Annotated in this window: 17 protein-coding genes and 1 pseudogene; 5 read left to right on the forward strand and 13 right to left on the reverse strand. The window is 56.0% G+C overall.

The features are described from left to right. Positions 1 to 3: 3 nt before the first annotated feature. Genes ACH3PB_RS12385 through ACH3PB_RS12405 form a run of 5 tightly spaced genes read right to left on the reverse strand, consistent with a single transcriptional unit; the run spans position 4 to position 4211 of the window. Positions 4 to 420: a copper-binding protein gene (locus ACH3PB_RS12385; RefSeq protein ID WP_416395261.1), complete on the reverse strand. Its 417-nt coding sequence runs from the start codon at positions 418 to 420 to the stop codon at positions 4 to 6. Positions 421 to 455: 35 nt separating this feature from the next. Beyond that, entirely contained in the window at positions 456 to 962 is a 507-nt protein-coding gene (locus ACH3PB_RS12390) for a cupredoxin domain-containing protein (protein WP_416395263.1), read from the reverse strand. 33 nt (positions 963 to 995) lie between these two features. Continuing rightward, positions 996 to 2453: a multicopper oxidase family protein gene (locus ACH3PB_RS12395; RefSeq protein WP_416395265.1), complete on the reverse strand. Its 1458-nt coding sequence runs from the start codon at positions 2451 to 2453 to the stop codon at positions 996 to 998. Beyond that, positions 2440 to 3861, reverse strand: coding sequence for a TolC family protein (locus ACH3PB_RS12400; RefSeq protein ID WP_416395267.1), 1422 nt, complete (start codon positions 3859 to 3861; stop codon positions 2440 to 2442). The genes ACH3PB_RS12395 and ACH3PB_RS12400 overlap by 14 nt, the downstream gene beginning before the upstream one ends. After that, entirely contained in the window at positions 3858 to 4211 is a 354-nt protein-coding gene (locus ACH3PB_RS12405; RefSeq protein WP_416395269.1) for a hypothetical protein, read from the reverse strand. The genes ACH3PB_RS12400 and ACH3PB_RS12405 overlap by 4 nt, the downstream gene beginning before the upstream one ends. A 675-nt stretch (positions 4212 to 4886) precedes the next feature. On the opposite strand from ACH3PB_RS12405, the gene ACH3PB_RS12410 reads away from it, so the two are divergent. Beyond that, positions 4887 to 5549, forward strand: coding sequence for a response regulator transcription factor (locus tag ACH3PB_RS12410; protein WP_416395271.1), 663 nt, complete (start codon positions 4887 to 4889; stop codon positions 5547 to 5549). Next, entirely contained in the window at positions 5542 to 6897 is a 1356-nt protein-coding gene (locus ACH3PB_RS12415; protein WP_416395273.1) for a sensor histidine kinase, read from the forward strand. Before ACH3PB_RS12410 ends, ACH3PB_RS12415 begins: the two co-directional genes overlap by 8 nt. Before the next feature lie 25 nt (positions 6898 to 6922). On the opposite strand, the gene ACH3PB_RS12420 is transcribed toward ACH3PB_RS12415, so the two are convergent. From ACH3PB_RS12420 to ACH3PB_RS12450, 7 genes and pseudogenes are all read right to left on the reverse strand, one after another. Next, the gene (locus tag ACH3PB_RS12420; protein WP_416395275.1) at positions 6923 to 7198 is read right to left on the reverse strand and encodes a hypothetical protein; all 276 of its coding nucleotides are present in this window, start codon (positions 7196 to 7198) and stop codon (positions 6923 to 6925) included. A 171-nt stretch (positions 7199 to 7369) separates the two neighbouring features. After that, positions 7370 to 7846: a DUF411 domain-containing protein gene (locus ACH3PB_RS12425; RefSeq protein WP_416395277.1), complete on the reverse strand. Its 477-nt coding sequence runs from the start codon at positions 7844 to 7846 to the stop codon at positions 7370 to 7372. Between the two features lie 104 nt (positions 7847 to 7950). Continuing rightward, a complete protein-coding gene (locus ACH3PB_RS12430) occupies positions 7951 to 8583 on the reverse strand; it encodes a carbonic anhydrase (protein ID WP_416395279.1) in 633 nt (210 codons plus the stop codon). Beyond that, positions 8580 to 9865 (reverse strand): annotated as a pseudogene (locus ACH3PB_RS12435) (O-acetylhomoserine aminocarboxypropyltransferase/cysteine synthase family protein). Before ACH3PB_RS12435 ends, ACH3PB_RS12430 begins: the two are co-directional and overlap by 4 nt. 71 nt (positions 9866 to 9936) lie before the next feature. After that, a complete protein-coding gene (locus ACH3PB_RS12440) occupies positions 9937 to 10608 on the reverse strand; it encodes a class I SAM-dependent methyltransferase (RefSeq protein WP_416395281.1) in 672 nt (223 codons plus the stop codon). Positions 10609 to 10681: 73 nt separating this feature from the next. Further along, on the reverse strand, positions 10682 to 11479 hold the full coding sequence (locus ACH3PB_RS12445) for a 2-keto-4-pentenoate hydratase (protein ID WP_416395283.1): 798 nt from the start codon (positions 11477 to 11479) through the stop codon (positions 10682 to 10684). 53 nt (positions 11480 to 11532) lie between these two features. Next, positions 11533 to 12378 (reverse strand): LysR family transcriptional regulator, encoded by an 846-nt coding sequence (locus ACH3PB_RS12450; protein WP_416399454.1) that lies wholly within the window; start codon positions 12376 to 12378, stop codon positions 11533 to 11535. A gap of 144 nt (positions 12379 to 12522) precedes the next feature. On the opposite strand from ACH3PB_RS12450, the gene ACH3PB_RS12455 reads away from it, so the two are divergent. Next, positions 12523 to 13380 carry an HPP family protein gene (locus tag ACH3PB_RS12455; RefSeq protein ID WP_416395285.1) on the forward strand — a complete coding sequence of 286 codons (858 nt, stop codon included), beginning with the start codon at positions 12523 to 12525 and terminating at the stop codon, positions 13378 to 13380. Between the two features lie 87 nt (positions 13381 to 13467). Here the strand turns inward: ACH3PB_RS12455 and ACH3PB_RS12460 are convergent, their stop codons facing one another. Continuing rightward, positions 13468 to 15966: an NAD-dependent epimerase/dehydratase family protein gene (locus ACH3PB_RS12460; protein ID WP_416395287.1), complete on the reverse strand. Its 2499-nt coding sequence runs from the start codon at positions 15964 to 15966 to the stop codon at positions 13468 to 13470. A 151-nt stretch (positions 15967 to 16117) separates the two neighbouring features. Between ACH3PB_RS12460 and hrpB the strand changes: the two genes are divergently transcribed. Together hrpB and ACH3PB_RS12470 are read left to right on the forward strand one after the other, a co-directional pair. After that, positions 16118 to 18679 (forward strand): ATP-dependent helicase HrpB, encoded by a 2562-nt coding sequence (gene hrpB, locus ACH3PB_RS12465; protein WP_416395289.1) that lies wholly within the window; start codon positions 16118 to 16120, stop codon positions 18677 to 18679. 120 nt (positions 18680 to 18799) lie between these two features. After that, positions 18800 to 19765, forward strand: a complete 966-nt coding sequence (locus ACH3PB_RS12470) for a CsgG/HfaB family protein (protein ID WP_416395291.1) — start codon at positions 18800 to 18802, stop codon at positions 19763 to 19765. Positions 19766 to 19842: the final 77 nt, after the last annotated feature.

The following is a 19842-nucleotide window of genomic DNA, read 5'->3' on the forward strand; positions in this document are numbered from 1 at the left end:
TCCTCAGTTTGCTGCTTTGACTTCAGTTACCGTCATCTTGCCGCCCTGGTCGACGACCTTGAACTCCACCTTGTCGCCAACTTCCAGCTCGCTCAGATCGACACTGTCTTCAGTCTGAAAAACCATGGTCATTGGCGGCATACCCAGGTTCTTGATAGGGCCGTGCTTGATGGTGAGGGTTCGAGCTTCGGTATCCACTTTACGGAGGGTTCCCTTCGTCATGGCGTCGGCATGCTTGTCTTTCATCATGCCGTCCATTTTGCCCATGTCACCTTCCATCATCTTGCCGTCTTCCATCATCCTACCGCCATCCTTCTTCATGGCTTTATCATGGCCGTGACCTGAATCGGCGACTGCGAAAGTGTTAGCCAGTGAAACTGTCAGAAGTGCGCTTGCCAATACAAAATGCTTGATAGTCATTGCTGATGTCCTTTCGTTGAATCGATCTGAATGATTTATTTTACTTCGACGGTGACTGTACCAACCATGCCGGCCTGATAATGACCTGCGATCAAACAGGCGAAATCGAAGTCACCAGGCTTGTTGAAGGTCCAGTTTACCTCTCGAGTTTCTCCCGGGGGTACGTGAGCCATATAAGGTTCGCTGTGCTCCATGCCTGGAAATTTCACCATCAGCGCAGCATGCTCCTCGAGAGTCTCTTTGGTGCCGAGCACGAATTCGTGCATGATGGCGCCGTCGTTCTTGAGTTTGAAAGTCACTGTATCTCCTTCCTGGACAGTGACCTTGGATGGCGAGAAACGCATGTTATCGGACAACGCCATTGTGATCGTCTTGTCGCTCTTGCCCGCATCAGCAGCCACACCCCAGATCTGCTGGGTCTTGTCAACAGGTCCACTGGCTTCAGCCTTGTGCTTGTCGCCGTGGGCCGCCACCAATGAGCTCCCTAACACCAAAAAAAGCGGCGCCGCGTACTTCAACCGACCAATCATACTTTTAAACATGACTTACTCCCTTTTCACAACATTGGTTTACTTTTAGTGTTCATGGCTACCTGAATCGGCACCCGGTTTTCGTACCTTGACCTCGATGTCTTTTGACGGTTTGTGGACTGGGCTCATCGAAGATGCACCTGCGTCGTTTGACCGACTGGCCACCGGCACCTCTCCCTCAAACTCATAGGCCACCGTACCCTTGGGATGATCGTAAAAGCCTGGATCGCTGTAATCCCCTCTCGCCTGATTCTTGCGAACCTTGACCATGCTGAACATGCCGCCCATTTCAACAGAGCCGAACTGGCCTTCCCCGGTCATCATCCGCGCAGTATTTTCTGGAATCGGCATATCCATCTCAGCCATATCGGCCATGCCGCGCTCACCCATGACCATATAATCCGGAATCAGCTGGGTAATCTTTTTCGTCAGGCCAGTATGATCGACACCAATAAGCGTAGGCACGTCGTGGCCCATGGCGTTCATGGTGTGATGGCTCTTGTGACAATGAAACGCCCAATCGCCTTCCTCATCGGCCAGGAACTCGATCTGCCGCATCTGCCCGACGGCTACGTCGGCGGTGACTTCTGGCCAGCGCGAGCCCTTCGGTGTTGGCCCGCCATCGGTGCCAGTGACCTCGAATTCATGACCGTGCAGATGCATGGGGTGATTGGTCATGGTGAGGTTACCGACACGGATGCGCACCCGGTCGTTATGACGCACGTTGAGTGAATCGATCCCCGGGAAGATTCGGCTGTTCCACGACCACAGATTGAAGTCGAGCATGGTCATGATCTTCGGCGTATAACTGCCAGGATCGATGTCATAGGCATTGAGCATGATGCAGAAGTCTCGATCGACCGGATCGATGAGCGGATGCTTGCCCTTTGGATGGGTTACCCAGAAGCCCATCATGCCCATGGCCATCTGTGTCATTTCGTCGGCGTGTGGGTGGTACATGAAGGTACCCGGCCGTCTGGCCATGAATTCATAGACAAAGGTCTTGCCAGCGGGAATGGCTGGCTGCGTGAGCCCTGTCACCCCATCCATACCGTTTGGCAGGCGCTGGCCGTGCCAATGCACACTGGTATGCTCCGGCAGACGATTCGTCACGAAGATGCGCACCCGGTCGCCTTCAACTACTTCGATGGTTGGACCTGGCGACTGGCCGTTGTACCCCCAGAGATGCGCCTTGAAACCGGGCGTCATTTCACGTACCACGGGCTCGGCGACAAGGTGAAATTCCTTCACGCCATTCTTCATGCGCCAAGGCAGTGTCCAGCTATTGAGCGTGACGACCGGATTGTAAGGGCGTCCTGTTTCAGGAACGAGCGGTGGCATGGTATCGGTACTGGTCTGAATCACAGGCTCAGGCAATGCCGACATGGCTACCCTGCTGACGCCTGCAGCAGCGACCATACCGCCAGTCATGCTGGCAAATTTCAGAAAGTCTCGTCGTTGTGCCGCTGCGGCGGCCAGTTGACGCTGATCAGTGACCTTCATCGTCACCTCCGGAAGCATTTGGTTGATCGGAAAGAGATGAAGCGGCACCCATGGATACGCCAGCGCGCGCCGACTTCAGGCCCGCCTCGGCCATCCAGAAGGCCTGATTCGCATTGATTGCCGAAACCACCGCGGCGACGTGACTTCGGTAATCTGCCAATAATTCGAAGACACCGATAATCATGCCGTTATAGCGCAGCACTGATTCATCCATGATTTTCTGTCGCAGCGGAATCACATTGGTGCGGTAGTGCAGCGCGATATCGTAGGCGCTACGATAGGTCGAATACTGCGCTCGAAGTTCGGAGCTGACCGTACGCAGCGTGAGCTCGAGATTATTCGCCGCGGCCAGAGTCCTGGCATTCATGGCTTCCCTGGCCATCCCGCCCAAGTTGAACAGCGGCAGGGTCAATTCGAACTCGTAGCCCCAGGCGGACTCGCGCCCTTCGTCTCCAAAGGCAGTCTCACGAATCGCACCCACCTCGATGTCGGTAAAGCTGGTCAATAATGTGAAGCCCTGGGCTTCTGCGGCGGCTTCAAACTCCGCTTTAGCCATTTGCACATCAAGCCGTTCTTCGACCGCCATGGTGCCTATGGCCTCGGCATTGACCGGCGCGTCAGGTATTTTCGGTAGCCTGTCTGGTAACTTCAGAGCGCCATACTGCTTTTCTGTAAGACCCAGGATTTGCACGAGTGATTCGCGGGCACGCAGTGCCTCATGCCGGGCGTTTGCCAGCGACGTCGCAGCATCAGAATAAAACACCTGCTGACGGGCTCGCGCCAGTTCACTGAAGTTACCGGCGGCTTTCATACGCTGGGCCAGTTCGGCACTTGCCTCACCGCTTTGATACACCTGCTCGGCATACCCGAGACGCTCACGCGCACCCACGGCCTGTACCCATGCCTGACGAACAGCAGTGACTTCTCCGATGACTGTCGAAGTCAATCCAAGCTGAGCGGCTGCCAGGGCCTGTTGGGCACGGTCGTAGCGTTGTGGATAAGTGAGGATATCGATCAGTCCAATCGACAATGCGCGGGTGATTTCGAGCTCATCACCGACCTCGATGCGCTCAAAGGCAAAAACAGGGTTCGGTATGCGGCCTTCATCGGCAATGGCTGCAGCGTTTGCCCAGTACCGGGCAACGAGCAACTGCATACGCGGACTGTTCAACAGGGCAACTCGAACTGCCTCTGCTTCGCCAAGGGGCTGCTTCAGCAGTTCGGTTGCAGCGGTCTGCATTTCCAATCGCTGTTCGTCTGCTGCGCCAAGTTGCAGCTCACCACCAGTGAAAGCGCTCGCGCGGTCATTGGTCTGCTTGACTGATTCAGAGATATCGACCGAGGCGCAACCACTGGCAATGACTATGGCAAGTAGCAGCGCAGGACGTAGTGGTCTGAGCGTATTCATTGGTGATCACCTCCATGTGAAGGCATCTCTTCAGAAGACATCTCTTCATCGTCTTCATAGGGCTCCATCGCGTAAACGCGCCAACCCCCAATTTTTCCGACACGCTCGTTGAGGCGCTCCCAAGACAACACTGGCTGTTCGTTGAAAGCCTCGTAGTCAGCGAAGACGGGCTTCCAGTCATCAATGACTGCTACGCCCTTGCGTGCAGATACGCCCTCCTGTGCGGAACTTTCGCAGACACAGCTGTCCTCCGACTCGACGGGAGACTCTTCGGCATGGGCTGTCCAGGCGGCGCCAAGGCCAAGCAAACAGAAACCGTAGACAATATGGGTATGAAATTTGAAAGACATGAGGTCCTCACATTACTTCGTCTTCAGATATCGGCAGGACAATCAAAATCAAGCCGAGGATCTACGTTTGACAAGACTCAGGAAATGGAGGTAATTCGAGGGGGGCGATCAAGCGCAGTGAGTAATGAATACACGTAAAGCGAAGTTGGATCAGAGCCGACGTGAACCGCTCTGGCTTCGAAAAGATCTGATCCGGAATCGAGCATCAGAATGGAACCCGCGCAGCATGGAGAGCAGTGTGTGCACTGGGCCTGCTTCTGAACACTCTTCTCATGTGCCCCTTGGACATGTGAGTCGTCGGCTAGCTCAGTAGAATCGATATTGGAAAGGTGATCTGCAGAGCCAGTATGCGCATGCGATGAACCAGCAATGTTCGATGACTGCTGCGTACCGGTATGACACTGAATTCCGGCCGCAAAGACCTGCATCGGCATCAGAAATACCAATGTAAGGACCAACCAGAATTTTATTGCGCTGCGATTCATCATCAATTTTTAGCAGACTCCCGACGGCAGTGCAAAGTAAATTCGCTTAAATTCCGGAAAGCCGAAGTGATTTCATTTTTCTGTAACAGCGGCGTAAAGTCATTGAATTCAGTTTCGTTTAAGCTTGGTGAGGCATTCTGCTCAGCTGGCGCAAAACCCTCCACTTTCCAAATCTGACTGGTCATCCATAATGAGATTACTACTGGTCGAAGATGACTTGATGCTGGCACGAACTACCTGCAGAAATCTCATGGCTGGTGGCTTCGTAGTTGATCAGGTGGGGTCCGCGCAAAGCGCGCTTCAGCTCGGCCTGCAGGAAGATTATAAAGTCGCCGTCGTCGATATAGGCTTGCCGGATGGCAGTGGTCTCGATATTCTTCGCCGATGGCGCGAGGCTGGCAAGCGCTTGCCTGTTCTGCTTCTCACTGCCCGAGGCGACTGGCAGGACAAGGTCAATGGCCTGAAAGCAGGCGCAGACGACTATCTGGCGAAGCCTTTTCATATGGAAGAACTTCTGGCCAGACTTCACGCCCTCGTTCGCCGTAGTGAGGGTCGCGCGGAGAACCGACTCAGTGCCGGCAACTTCGTTCTCGACGGTGACAGACAGCAGGTCCAGACGACCAACGGTTGGCAAGTCCTCACCGCAACAGAGTTTCGTCTGCTGAGGGCCCTCATGAGTCGACCAGGCTGGATCATTTCCAAGCAGGAGCTTCTGGAACAGCTCTATGATCTTGATACGGAAGCAAGTGCGAATACCATCGAAGCCTATATTCATCGGCTCCGCGCCATAGTCGGAAAGTCCTCGATTCTGACCATGCGCGGCCAGGGCTACTGCTTCAAACCTGATGACTAGGGCCCGCCGTTCGATCAGAAGTACACTCCTGCTCTGGTTGCTCCCATTCGCTACTGTATTGATGCTGATCGCCTGGGTCGTTCATGGCGCACTCATGGATGCCATGCTCAGGAACTTTCTCAGCGATCGGCTACAGCAGGAGGCCGACTATATTGTCAGCAGGATCGAGGAAGAGTATCCCGATCTGGACAGTTGGTTCGAGAGTGATACGTTTTTTGCAGAAGCCTTCCACCATATGGTGGCGATCAGGATCGGCTTGCAGAGCTGGTCAAATCCGCAGGATCTCGCTGCAACCCTGGAGCCCCTTGAGTTGCCCACCACATCTGAGAAACTGTTCATCGTCGTCGACCAGAGGCGCCTCTACGCGGTTCAACAACCGTTCCATATCAAAGGTCAGCCGGGCGTGGTCATTGTTGCAGAGGATCTCGAACAGCTCGAAAGTGATGAGGCCAGACTTCACCTCTGGGTCGGGGTGGTCTCCGTTGTCCTGCTGTGCATGCTCGTTGTGCTCATTATTGCGGCGATTCATCTTTCACTGCGTCCACTGAAGGCGCTTCGCCACAGTTTGGCCGACCTGCAGGCCGGGCGGATCAGTCGTTTCGACCAGGCTACGCCGGTTGAGTTTCTTGGCCTCGTCAGGCAGCTCAACAGTCTGCTCGATACGCTAGACAAACAAGTACGGAAGTCCAGAGAGGCGCTGGGCAATCTCTCGCATAGCATCAAGACCCCGGTTACAGCCCTGACGCAGATCCTCGAGGACCGGACTGTTGAAATCGATCAGGCGCTGCGTCAGCAGATGACTGACCGGCTGCGAACACTGCATCGCCAACTGGACGCTGAGCTGCGCCGGAATCGCCTATCAGGTCCACAGGCCGGTAAGACGGCCAGTTTATCGAGCCAGACTCGCAATTTGCTGTGGATGCTTGGGCGCCTGTACCCGCAGAAGCGTTTTGAGTTAGAGAGTGGTTTCGGCCCCAGTGACCGTTGGCCTATCGAAGAGCAGGATTTCAATGAGCTTTTGGGAAACCTGGTGGACAATGCCGGGAAGTGGGCGAGTTCCGTCGTCGTTGTCACCCTGAAAGGCTCGCGCCGCCAGTTCTGCATTCAGGTGGAGGATGACGGGCCTGGCGTACCTGAAGATCAACGTTCACTTCTGGGTAATCGTGGCTTCCGTATCGATGATCAGCGCGAAGGCCACGGACTTGGGCTCGCTATCGTAAGAGAGCTTGTCAGTGACTATGGGGGTGTGATGGACATTTCAGCATCGGCCAGACTTGGCGGCCTATGTGTACGGGTCGAGCTCACGATGGCTGAGAGTAGTCCAACGATAGCCATCCGTGGCCATTAGGGCAGACATGTACAGTCCTGTTCGACTACCGAACAGCGTGCAACTCGAGCTCTCTGTGAAGTTGCTCATGCAACTCGTCGCGCTTAGCCTGATCAACCGAATTTGGATCGATCTTGTGAATCTCCTTCACCAACTGAACAACCTTGCGATGTGATTCACTGGCCAAGAAAGCATCGCCAGCGGTCTTGAAGGGATACGTCCGCGCTTCATTGATTCGATCGGCCAGTCCGGTACCTGCTGAAGCCATTCCCGCTGCAGTTAACGTCAAGGTAATCGCAAGTGTCTTGATAATCATGTTCATGGTCGAGTCCTCTGGGTTTTTCTTGCTTACAGACTCATTTAAACAGGCCAAGCTGAAACAGAACTGAACGCCGCTTAACTTTTCTGTTATTCCGCTTACTCCGGAGTGGGAGCGAACTTTGACACCAAGCGGAGAGCGGCGGCGGCTTCGCTCTCTGCTTGGCCATTCTTTTCAATGTTTCCCGGACGGCGGCTCACGCAATCCCACATGGCTCGAGTAGACAGACTGCCCCTTTTGGCCAAACTGAATCACATCGTATCTGTCAGGCTCCCCACCCGTTTCCATGCCAGGCGATCCTATGGGCATACCCGGAACCGCAAGTCCCTGTACATCAGGTTTTTCCTTCAGAACCCGTTGCATATCTTCCGCCGGCACATGACCCTCAAAGGTGTATCCGCCCACCTCTGCCGTATGGCAGCTCTGCAGTGAAGATGGCACGCCAAGTTTTTGCTTGAGGGGGGCAAGGTCCTCGATCTTGTGAACCTTGACTTCGAAGCCATTCGCCTCCAGATGATCGACCCAGGCGGTGCAGCAGCCGCACCACGGAGTCTTGTAAACCTCCACGACTTCGGCGTCGGCGCCAGCAGCATTCGCAGCACCTGCCCCAAACAGCAGGGATAGCATCAGGACCTTAATTGGCTTCATCATCAACGTCTCCACGGGGAGTAAAAATCATTCGTCATATAGTGTCGACGATCTGCAGGATTTCAAGTGCAGCTAACGAAGACCTGCGGAGCGCCGTTCAGAAGAGGCTATCGCCTGGTCTTGCTCGGTAGACCGTCAAAAAAGTCCACCAGTCCGGTTTCAAGAGAATACTCTGCGCCCACAACCAGCAGCCCATCCTGCTCGGTCAGTTGCTCCAGTACCTGAGAGCCGTTACGCAATTGATGGGCGGAAGAGCGGATATTCGCGCGCACAGCATGGTGCATCAGTTTCTCCGGGCTTTTTTCGAGGTCGGTCTGCAGTAGCGTTTCAACAGAAGGCCGGATACGTCCGACAATTGAGCGCATGTTCGGCGAACGCTCTTCCGGTGGTCGCTTCAACTCCTCAATTGTGGCCTGAACAGCTCCGCAGCTGGAATGGCCGAGCACCACGACGAGACGGGTACCGAACCGCTCTGCCGCAAACTCGATACTGGCGACCAGTGAAGGCGCCACGATGTTACCTGCGACACGAATCACGAATAGATCGCCAAGCCCCTGATCGAAAAGAATCTCGGCAGGTGCGCGCGAGTCCGAGCAACCGAGTATGATTGCAAACGGCTCCTGACCAGAGACCAGTTGATTTCGTCGCTCCGCATCGGAGCTGCCATTACCGCCCTCGCCTGCTGCGAATCTCCGATTGCCTTCCTGCAGTCTTGCAAGCGCTTCCATTGCGCTGATCATGCTATTGCCTCCAATGCCTGTGCCACGTCTGCAATGATGTCGTCGATGTGTTCAATGCCTACTGAAATTCGAACAAGATCGCGCGAAACGCCTGCCTTCGCCAGCTCTTCATCATTGAGCTGACGGTGAGTGGTCGATGCCGGATGGCAGGCCAGAGACTTGGCGTCACCTATGTTGACCAGTCGCAAAATCATTTGCAGGGCGTCAATGAACTGTGCGCCAGCGGCCTGACCACCCTTGATGCCAAAACTGAGGATACCGGATGCTCGTCCACCCGTGATTTTCCGGCAGGTATCGAAATATGGGCTGTCTGCAAGGGCTGCATAATTCACCCACTCGACCTTGTCATGCTTCTGCAGATAGCTGGCCAACTTTTCGGCATTCTCGCAGTGACGATCCATGCGCAGGCCAAGCGTCTCCAGGCCCTGAAGTATCTGAAATGCATTCATTGGCGATAAGGCGGCACCAGTATTTCGCAGCGGCACGACGCGACATCGGCCAATAAAAGCGGCTTCTCCCAGGGCTTCGGTGTAGACGACGCCATGATATGAAGGGTCCGGTTCATTGAACACCGCAAAGCGCTTCTTGTCTCTGGTCCAGTCGAAGCTGCCAGAGTCGACAATCGCGCCCCCGACCGAAGTACCGTGCCCCCCGATATACTTCGTCAAAGAATGGACCGCGATATCGGCACCGTGATCGAAGACGCGGCAAAGATATGGTGTGGCCACCGTGTTATCGACAATCAGCGGCACACCAGCGGCACACCAGCGGCATGAGCAATTTTCGCCAGGCGTTCGATGTCGACGACATTACCTGCCGGGTTACCAATGGACTCGCAGAACACCCCTCTTGTGTTCTCATCGATGGCGCGCTCGAAACCATCGAAGTCGTCCGCAGACACCATACGCACTTCAATGCCCTGACGTGGGAAAGAGTGGGCGAACAGATTATAGGTTCCGCCATAAAGCTGGCTTGTACTAACGATGTTAGTGCCGACTTCACATAAACACTGGATGGCATAGGTGATTGCTGCCATACCTGAAGCGAGGGCTAGCGCCCCTATGCCACCTTCCATTGCTGCAATGCGCTCTTCGAGCACTGCATTGGTCGGATTCATGATTCGCGTATAGATATTGCCGGCAACTTTCAGATCGAACAGATCGGCGCCGTGCTGGGTGTCATCAAAGGTGTAGGAGGTTGTCTGATAAATAGGGACTGCGGCTGCGCGCGTAGTCGCTTCAGACTTGTATCCGTGATGCAGTGCAATTGATTCCAGTTTCATCGAGGTCATCTTCGGCTGTCAGTGTAGTTGCGATTATTAGATGCCCACTACGCCATGACAGGCTTGCGTAGTCAATACACCTCTTGAGGAGAGCTGCGGATATAACGAAGCACCTGTGCCCGTAGTGGTGGATTGAGTGCCGCACCGTGGACGGATAGCGCCTGGGTATGAACATAACCCAAAGCCACCATTCGCTTGCTGAAGCGCGCATGATTGCCTCGTCCAGGATCGACGAGGATGACTTCGCAACGAGGCCTCGCGTGACGGTCGATGAATTTCGACAGCAGATCGACATGCTCGGCCTCGTAGAGCAGATCACTACCGACGATAAGATCGAAAAGGCCGAGCGCGCCATCATCATCGGCCCAGCCTGTGCGGAGAAAGGGAATATCCCTGTCGCCATTCAGCCTGGCATTCTCTGCCAGAAAATTGCCTGCCTCTGGGTGATAATCAGTCGCAGTGATATCGGCGCCCCGATGGTTCAGCAACAGGCTCGCCAGGCCTATACCACAGCCAACTTCCAGCACACGCCTGCCCGCGATATCAATGTCGTAGAGATATCTGGCTAGCACCTCCCCAGACCCCCAGACAATGCCGAAAATCGGCCAGCTGGCGGATGAAATGCCAAGTTTTTCGGCAATGCCTTCAGCATCGTAAAATTGCTGACTGTCGCGCAGAGAACGGATATGGATGTCGACATCACCGAATTCAACAGTTTGATAGCGAACACGAATTGAGGTCATTCTTTACCTTTGCCTGCGCGTCTGACGCTGCAGGTAGCACCAGACCATATAAGAGACAGTACGCGTGTTTGCATCAGGAAGGGCTAACTTTTCGCTTATCTGGCAGGCCTTCGCATTCGACCAGGTTGAGCCTACAGCCTCCGATGCCTGCGAAACGCACTTCTGCCCACTGATGCGGCTCGAGAGGCGTCACGCCGGAAAATGAACCTGTGGTAATGACGTCACCCTCGCCTATTCCCAGTTCCTGCGCCCTGAGATGATTGGCCAGTTGCAGGATCGAGTCCCACGGATCTGGCTGTGGATGAGCTCGTTCAACCTTCTGAGCAAGCTCGCCGTTCACTACCAGCTCATAAGCGGCGTGTGTGAGCATCTGCGGATCCTTCAGCTCAACGCCCTGACCCAGAATAAAACTGCCATGGCTCAGACCATCCGCCAGCAGCCAGAGTGGCTCGACATCCGGCCAGGCTGCGAAGCGTGTATCAACAATCTCGAATGCGGAATGAATAAAGCCGGCTGCCGCCTGGACTTCCGCGAGACTATAGGGTTCAGCGCGTGGAGGAAGTGGCTGGCGGAAGCTGATTGCCAGTTCACTCTCCAGCAGAAAGCGATTAAACCCTTGCCTGCTCAAGGTAGCTGGCGAGCGATGAGTTCGCTCGGCATACAAAGGCGCGAAAACCACCCGGCCTTCCGCATTCAGACCAAGCTTCCAGCCAGCTTGCAGACCAAGCTCATCCGCGACTAGCGCCTGTACCTGGTAGGCTTCGTCTTCACCGCTGAGCCTGAAGGGTTCTACGTCGAGTTGCCGAGCAGTACGGTGGGCCTGAACGAGCGCGTCTGCCGCAGATTGTGTCTTGTTCGAGGGTGCTGTCATACCTGGCGCCTTTTGCAGTGATTGATGGCGTAACCTTACCGGAGTTCAACCCATTAGACGATCCAGGCCGGATCTTCTGCGACGACCTGTCGGAGGCCGGACAGAATGGCATCCAGCTCGGGCGAACCCATATCCAGCCTGTGATTGACGAAAAGTGGATAGGTGAACTCCGGTGACCCGGGCACTTTAATCAAGCTGCCCGCACGCAGGTACTGATCCACAACTCTCGTCCTGAACCAACCGTTCCCGCCACTCGCCAACATGGTGTGCAGCGCTAACAAGCCCAGATTGAAGCCGTAGGTGTTTTTCTTTGGACGCGGAAGACCAGCATTGAAATCACCCGAATTCTCATCACCCCACTGCACGAAGATGTCAGGTTCCGACCGCTCACTTGACTGAACATGGATCAGCTTCTCTTCCAGTATCTGCTCCACCACGAGGCCCGGGTGGTATACGGGGCGGTGAACGATGATCGCGTCAAGTACGCCGTGCTCGAGGTCGCTGGTCAGGTTCGCCGAGGTGTCGACCCGGGCATCGAAGATGATCGCCGACTCGTTCTGCCTGATCCAGAGCAGCCAGCTCAGTAGCAGCGGATTCCACACGCTGGTTTCACCACCCAATCGAAGACAGACCTGATCCCCTTGCGGATTGCGCAGGTCGTTGCGCGCCCTGGCCCAGGTCTGGACCAGAGAATTGGCATAAGGGGCGAATCGTTCACCCTCCGGCGTCAGTGAAGCACCTGAGCGGTTCCTGATAAAAAGTGGCACCCCCAGTTGCTCTTCCAGGTTCTGAATCCTTGTCGTGACAGTAGTCTGGGTCACGTTGAGCTTTTCCGAAGCTCGAATGAAGCTGCGTGAGTTCATGACTTCGATGAAAGTTTTGGCCAGGTTGATGTCCATCACGCTACCACCGTATACATCGAAAATATTGATACTAAGTATCGCTCAAATTCATTATCAGTGATCCAGGTTTCAACCTACAATCCGCCAGCTCTATTCAATCGATCATTTGTACTGGTAATTAATGAAGTCAGTGGGTCTGTAGTGCAAAAGTTTTGGCATGAATTCTTCCTTCTCATCGGCCTGGGAGACAACGCTACCAGCCATAAGGAAAAACTGCTTTCGGGTATAGGTGCGGCCCTGGGTATGTATGCCATCGTGCTGTTTGGCACTCATTACGCTGGGGCAGAGCAGTCCGTCTGGCTGACTGCATCTATTGGTGCCTCGGCAGTACTGCTGTTTGCAGCGCCCCACGGGGCATTATCGCAACCTTGGCCCCTTCTGGGCGGTTATCTAGTTTCAGCTATGGTCGGCGTGAGCTGCCAGCAATTGATAGCCGATAGCGGCCTCGCCCTGTCTGTTGCGGTTGGACTTGCCATCGTTGCCATGCACTATCTTCGATGCCTGCACCCGCCGGGCGGCGCAGCAGCCTTGCTTGCAGTGACCGGTGGTGCAGGCGTTACCGAGCAGGGTTTCGGTTTCGTACTCATGCCGGTCCTTGCCAATGCCCTCATTCTCATGACCGTCGCTGTCGTCTTCAACGCCTTCTTCGCGTGGCGCCGCTATCCTGCCCATCTGGCGCAGCGCCAGCCTCGCCCTGTTATTCGTACGGCCCAGAGAGCCGCGGTACTTACTGAGGAAGATTTTGCCGCAGCACTGCAGAAAATGGATTCGTTCATAGATGTCACACCAGAGGATCTTCAAACGCTGGTAGAGCTAGCCGATGAGCATGCCAGCCGGCGTCTTCGACCGGTGATCAAACCACTGGACACCGTAAAGATGCTCAGAACGCTTTTCAGGAGGGACGCTGAAAATTCGAAGACTCGCAAGGCGCAGTCTCTATCCTCGCAAGCTAAAGAGCAGGCCAAGTCCAGCACAGTAGAGGACGACAACGGCGGCTGAGTCGACGCCCATTTTGCCAATTGTTCTATCGCGGCGCCCGGCCAAGTTGGTTAGCACGCCAGACGATTCGATATCTGGCATGACGGGCTAAACGAGCAGACGATTCCAGGAACCATATCGTTCATTAATCGCGCCGCGTCTGATGCTCAGGCCAATAAGTAACGCGCCGCTCACGAAGCTGGTGATCATACCGATGATGTCGGTCTCGTAGACGAATGGCGTGACAAAGAGCGCCAGGCCCAGTGGAATCAGCAGGAATCTCAGTGGTCGGGCACATTCCGCGAACGCCGTGACCACAACAGTGATTGCCAAGGCACCGATCAGATGGTCTGCGTTGGCCATATTACCGGTCTGTCCAATGGTGAGGCGTGTGAGCATCAACCAGAGCCCGACCAGCAGGCAGAGTCCGAGATTCCAGGGTATGCGAAGATCACTCAGCATTTCAGCCAGTATTCGGCGAGGCCTTTGCTCAAAATCTTCTTCGATATCGTCGCTTGGTCCATCATCGGTGTCGCCCATGAAGAAGACTCGAAGCAGTGGGCGCCCTTTTTTCTTCTTGCGCCACAGAAACTGCCCCGTGGCGACGAGCTCATCGACAGAGTACGGGATCTGGATAAGCATCGCTGCAGCCGCCAAGAGGCAGAGCGTGCACCAGGTATCGAGCAGAATGGGCTGGATGATGATAAAGAAAATCGAAATGGCGCCCAGCGGAACGATCATGATTCCGAACAGTATGACCAGCCAGGGCATCGTGCGCCAGCGTCGGTTCGATCCCATGAGGCCAGTGAGTATTTCGAGGGCGTAGGTCAAGGCACCAAGACCTGCATCTGGAACCGGCCACGCCTCAGAAACACGGGAAGTGATTATTTCTTCGGTACCGTTTTTCTCATTATCGAGCGCACCACCGAAGAACGGGTCCCAGATTCCGTCGATATGGCCAAGCTGATAGGCAGCCAGATATCGGGATATGAGGAAACCAACGACCGCCAGGCCAATTATAGGTGCACGTTGGAACCAACCGGACGGCGAGTAGGACCATCCTGGAGGAATACTTGGACCAGTCATCAAAGCCACACTGGCAACACCTGGCGTTGGTCGCACAGCAACAGAAAAACCAATAATCAGCATGCCGACCAAGGTACCGTTCATATAGGCAGCTGCTGTCGGCGCCCAGAAGGCTAGCGGTGCGAACAGGACCCACAGTCCTATTGCGGCGCTGACCCACCGCAAGGCACTCAGCCGATGCGATAACGACAGGGTGGCGAAGAGCAGCAGGCCAGCGCCCGAAGCCATATCGCTGGTGATCATTGCCGAAGATTGATACCCCAGGGTAAACGGCGCGGTGATCAACCAGCAGGCCAGCGCCATGTTGATGAAATGCGCCCAGAGACTGCGCCTGTGCTGTGCACGATATTTTTTGTCGTACTCACTCCGCAGTGTTTCCGCATTGCGATCCTTTTCTTCTGCAGTCTCGACACGGTCGGGCGGTGTGATGCCGTTGCGCTTGTACCAGCTGAAAGGATCCTTTTTAAGGTTCTCGGTCAGTGCTTCCAATCCATAGTAGATCTTGTGCTTCGGCGCCCAGCCGAGCTGGGCCTTCGCCTTGCGGATATCGAGATCGTAGTGATCGGAAGCAAGTTCGATCATGAATGGCCGGATGAAAGGTTTTTCGCCTTGATCGATCGCATCCGGCACCACTGGCTCTGCCTTGACCTGCAACCAGGCACCAGGCTTTGCGATCAGCTCTGGCACCACCATGGTCTGCCATTGCGCCTCGCCGAACAGTAGTTCCCCTATTCGGTTCTGCAAAGCCTGATAGCTCATCACTGAATCTTCACCGATCAGGATACTGCCGTTCTGCTCCAATTCGTTACGCCGCTCGATGACCCGAATGAAGGCGTCGATCATATCCTCCTGATGCAGGAAAGCCTGCCCTGTCATCAGGTCTCCGGAGTAGACATGGCTCTTGAGAGCTTTCTCATAGATGCGCGCAATTTGCTGGCTGAGCGTGGGCACCGCCGATTCGTCATCGTAGAGGCCTGCGAGCCGCAGCAGGGTATAAGGTATGTTGCCGTGCTCCTGTTCGATTACGGCCTCGGTCTCAGCTTTCGACTCAGGATAGGCCCAGCCCGGAGCGAGCGGTGTGGTTTCGTCGATCTTCTTGCCGGGCACGGCAGGCTGATGCACTAGCATGGTCGAAGCGTAAAGAAATCTTTCGACTTTGAAACCTTGCAGCGCCTTAAGAAGATTGCGCGTCCCCTGAACGTTCACCTCGTCGTAGAGCGGGCTCTTCTTTCCGGTAAAATCGAAATAAGCGGCAAGGTGAATGACGGCGGCGAGATATTCTCCATGGGCCTCGATGATCTTGTTCATCGCCAGCTGGATGGACTCGGGATTGGTCAAATCACATTCAAGCACCCGGTCCGCCGGACGTTTCTCGTCTCCCGGCCCGCTGCGATCCAGACCGATAACATGGTACTCTTTCTGGAAGACTTTGCTGAGTGCGGTGCCAATTCGGCCACTCGCACCTGTGATAAGAATTCGGGGCTTGTTCGCTTCTTTCGGAGCGTTCTCCTGCGTTTCCACGGGCTCTCCCTATTCCGCACGCCTACAGCTGGTGCTGGCGCCACTGGCGACAGTATGGCCTGGCGTTCTATGGTAGCTTGAATCGTGAAGTGTCTACGGCGCCAGTCTCGCAGTAGTTCCCCCCTTGCCGACAGTGATTTGCAGACCCAACATGCCAGACCAGCACTTACCCATTAACGCCATACTTGCCGATGTACTCGCTTCGCTCAGGCAGCAGCATCGTGTCGTCGTGCAGGCGCCGCCTGGTGCAGGTAAGACCACGGCCATCCCGATCGCCTTGCTGAATAGCAATTGGTTGTCCGGCCGCATCATTTTGATCCAGCCCCGGCGTCTGGCGGCTTTTGCGGCAGCCAACCGAATGGCAAGCATGCTCGCAGAACCGGTCGGACAGACGATCGGCTATCGTACGCGACATGACAGCGCTGTTTCGAAGGCGACCAGGGTCGAAGTCGTCACCGATGGGATTTTTTTGCGCTGGATTCAGAACGACCCGGCGCTGGAGGGCGTGTCTGCGGTGCTGTTCGACGAGTTCCACGAGCGCACCGTTGCAATGGACCTGAGCCTGGCTTTTGCAGTTGAGTCACAACTGGCGCTGCGGGAGTCAGCTGATCCTCTATACCTGCTGGTCATGTCGGCCACACTGGACGGACGCCAGTTTTCGGAGTGGCTGGAGGCACCATTCCATGAGTCCGCGGGCCGCCTGTTTCCGGTTGAAGTTCGCCACCGGCCAAGCGCTTCGAGAATACCTGTCGGTCAACATGTTTCCCAGGTGATTCTGCAGGCATTGGCTGCTGATCCTGGTGATGCGCTGGTTTTCCTGCCTGGCTTCCGCGAGATCAATCAGGTCAGACGAACGCTGCTTGAGTCTTTGCCGTCGGCTACTGTTTTGCATAGCCTCCATGCGTCGCTGCCACAGTCAGAGCAGCTGGCAGCGCTTCGACCGGCGCCCGCGGGTCAACGAAAAGTCGTATTGTCGACCAACATTGCTGAAACCAGCGTGACCATTGAAGGGATCCGCATCGTCGTCGACAGTGGCCTGGCGCGCGTCTCACGCTACGACGAGCGGCGAGGTCTCGATACGCTCGAAACCCGAAAGATCTCTCTGGCCTCTGCCCGACAGCGAGAGGGTCGAGCTGGACGGATGGCACCTGGTGTCTGCTATCGGCTATGGAGCAATGCCGACGAAGCCACCATGAGCCTATTCGATGAGCCGGATATCCTCACTTCCGATCTGGTGCCAGTTGCGCTCGAACTCGCCAAATGGGGGCTGACCGCCTTTGATGAATTCAGCTTGCCCAGTCAGCCGAAACCGGTGGCGTGGCAAGCCGCACGCGGCATCCTTCACGATCTTGGCGCCATCGAAGCTGATGGTGGTCTGACGCCACAGGGTAGCCGGCTTGCCGATCTTGGCATGCATCCGCGCCTGGGCCAGCTTTTGTTGAGCCATCGTGATGACGAGCTGGCTTCGGCAGCGCTGGCCTGCGCCGCACTACTATCCGAAGGCGATCCACTGCGTTTTCCAGGTGAGGCGCCACATAGCGACATCCGCCTGCGACTGGCCCTCTGGCAGCGTTCACCTAGCTTCGGTGTGCTCCAGCGATCCACCTGGCAGAGTCTTCAGAAGATTATCAAGCAGCTGGCGCGAAGAACCAGCATCGACTGGAGTCCCCAATCGGCCGATCTGGAGGGGATTGCTGAAGCGCTCGCGCAAGCGTGGCCAGACCGGGTGGCCCAGCTCCGCGAAAACAGTGCGACGCGGTATCGAATGGCAGATGGCCGCGGTGTAAGGCTTCATAACGAGGATAGTCTGGCGGGCAGCGCATACCTGGTCGTGCTGGATACCTCCGGTCAGGCGGGCGGCAGTCTCGGCAACGGTCGTCACGGCGAAAGTCAGGCACGAGAACTCACCATAGCGCTAGCGTGCGCGCTCAGTAGGCGTCAACTCGAAAGCGCATTGGCACCGTTATTCGTGCGACGTGAGCATATCGCCTGGAATCGGCAGCGTCAGACAGTGGAGGTGGAAAGTCAGCAGACGCTCGGCGAGCTGGTGATCAGCGCACAGCCTATGCAGCGCCCGTGGCCGCTGGCGGTTGCCTCTGAAGTCAAGCAACAGCTGCTGCGTCAGCTCGCAGTTGAGAATTGCGCCCAGCTACCATGGAACGAGGCGACCCGACAGCTTCGAGCCCGGCTGCAGTGGCTGCATCAGCAGCACCCTGAACAGTGGCCGGATATGAGCGACCGTGCCCTGCTGCAGAGTCCCGAGGTTCTGGATGAGTGGCTCGGCCCTGACCTGGATCAGGCCTCAGGCTTTGCTTCTCTAGGCCGGCTCGACCTGACCTCAGCCCTTAAGCGGCGTCTCGATTGGTCACAATGGACTCTGGTCGACCAGATCGCGCCGGCATCAATGGCTCTGGACAATGGTCAGGTCGTGGCACTCGACTTCAGTGAAGAGCGAGGACCGGTAATGCGAGTGCGCCTGCAGGCGCTGTTCGGACTGAAGCAGCACCCAAGGCTGCCAAACGGCGCACCTGTGCTCGTGGAACTGCTTTCGCCGGCTCAACGACCATTGCAGCTAACCAGTGATCTTCCCGGCTTCTGGAGCGGCAGCTACCGAGAGGTGGCAAAGGAAATGCGCGGGCGCTACCCAAAACATCCCTGGCCTGATGATCCAGCCAATGCGCCACCCACCACACGCGCGAAACCCCGGCGTTGAGAACTGCACCGCAATTCTGAAATTCGCCGGCCGTACCCCGAATTCCTGCCAGCTTCGGCATCGTGTTACGCGCTATGCTTAAGGTCGAATTCTTCAGGATGCTGCCGCAGCAGAGCCATTATGTTCAGACACCTTCTCTTGCCGATGACTCTGTTCGCCAGTCTCACTCTCGGCGCCTGTTCTGGCATGACAGGCCCGGAAACCAGCGATCTCGCTGAGGCCAGTGCACGGCAGAGCAAAACCGGCCCCGCCACTGTGCAAGTCGAAAGGACGCTCAAGCGCAAGGTCGCCATAGCACGCTTCACCGATGAAACCCGACATCGTAATGCCTCTGCGCTCGACCAGAATGATGAGCAGGCAGGCAAGCAGACGATGGCAATGCTATCGCGCCGACTCAGCCAGACCGGCAAGTTCATGATGGTAGAACGTTCGGACCTCACGACCGCAGCTGCAGAGAAGGGATACCCTGGCGCCCAACAACAGCTGATTGGTGCTGATTATCTCATTGTTGGCTCGATCTCCGAGTTCGGCCGCTCGGCCGAGAGCGAAGTGGGCATGTTCAGCCGCAACAAGATTCAGACAGCTCGTGCCAAAGTCGACGTGCGGCTGATTGACGTCAGGACTGGCCAGATCATCTTTTCACAAGAGGCCAGTGGTGAGGCGTCTGCTGAGGTCAATACGACTGGAGCCGGTCAGAAGGCTGCCTACGATGCATCACTCGACGACAAGGCCATTGCCGCCGCGCTTGGTCAGCTCCTCAACCCTCTGGTGAACAATCTCCTGGACCAGCCCTGGCGTGCACCACTCATCGGTGAACAGGACGGCATGTATATGCTTGCAGGCGGTCAGTCTCAGGGCATTGCAGTGGGCGACGAGTTCAAGCTGATGATTGCCGGCCAGATAGTCAGGAGTCCACAATCGGGTATACTGCTCGAGCTACCAGGCAAGCAGATTGGCACTGTGAAAGTGGAGTCCTTTTCCACCCAGGGCGACAAAGAGGTGTCGCTTGCCTCCGTGGTGTCTGGGCGGGTCGACGCCAGCAATCTGTCCAAGCTCTATGTCGTCAGCGCTCGGCCAGCGTCTTGAGTGTGAGCGCTTTCAATTAGCCAGGGTTGCCCCCAGCACACATGAGCCAAACCCGTCTACCGAGTTGAGCCTGTAAA

It is taken from the genome of Allohahella sp. A8 (assembly GCF_047946665.1).
Taxonomy (GTDB): Bacteria; Pseudomonadota; Gammaproteobacteria; order Pseudomonadales; family Oleiphilaceae; genus Allohahella.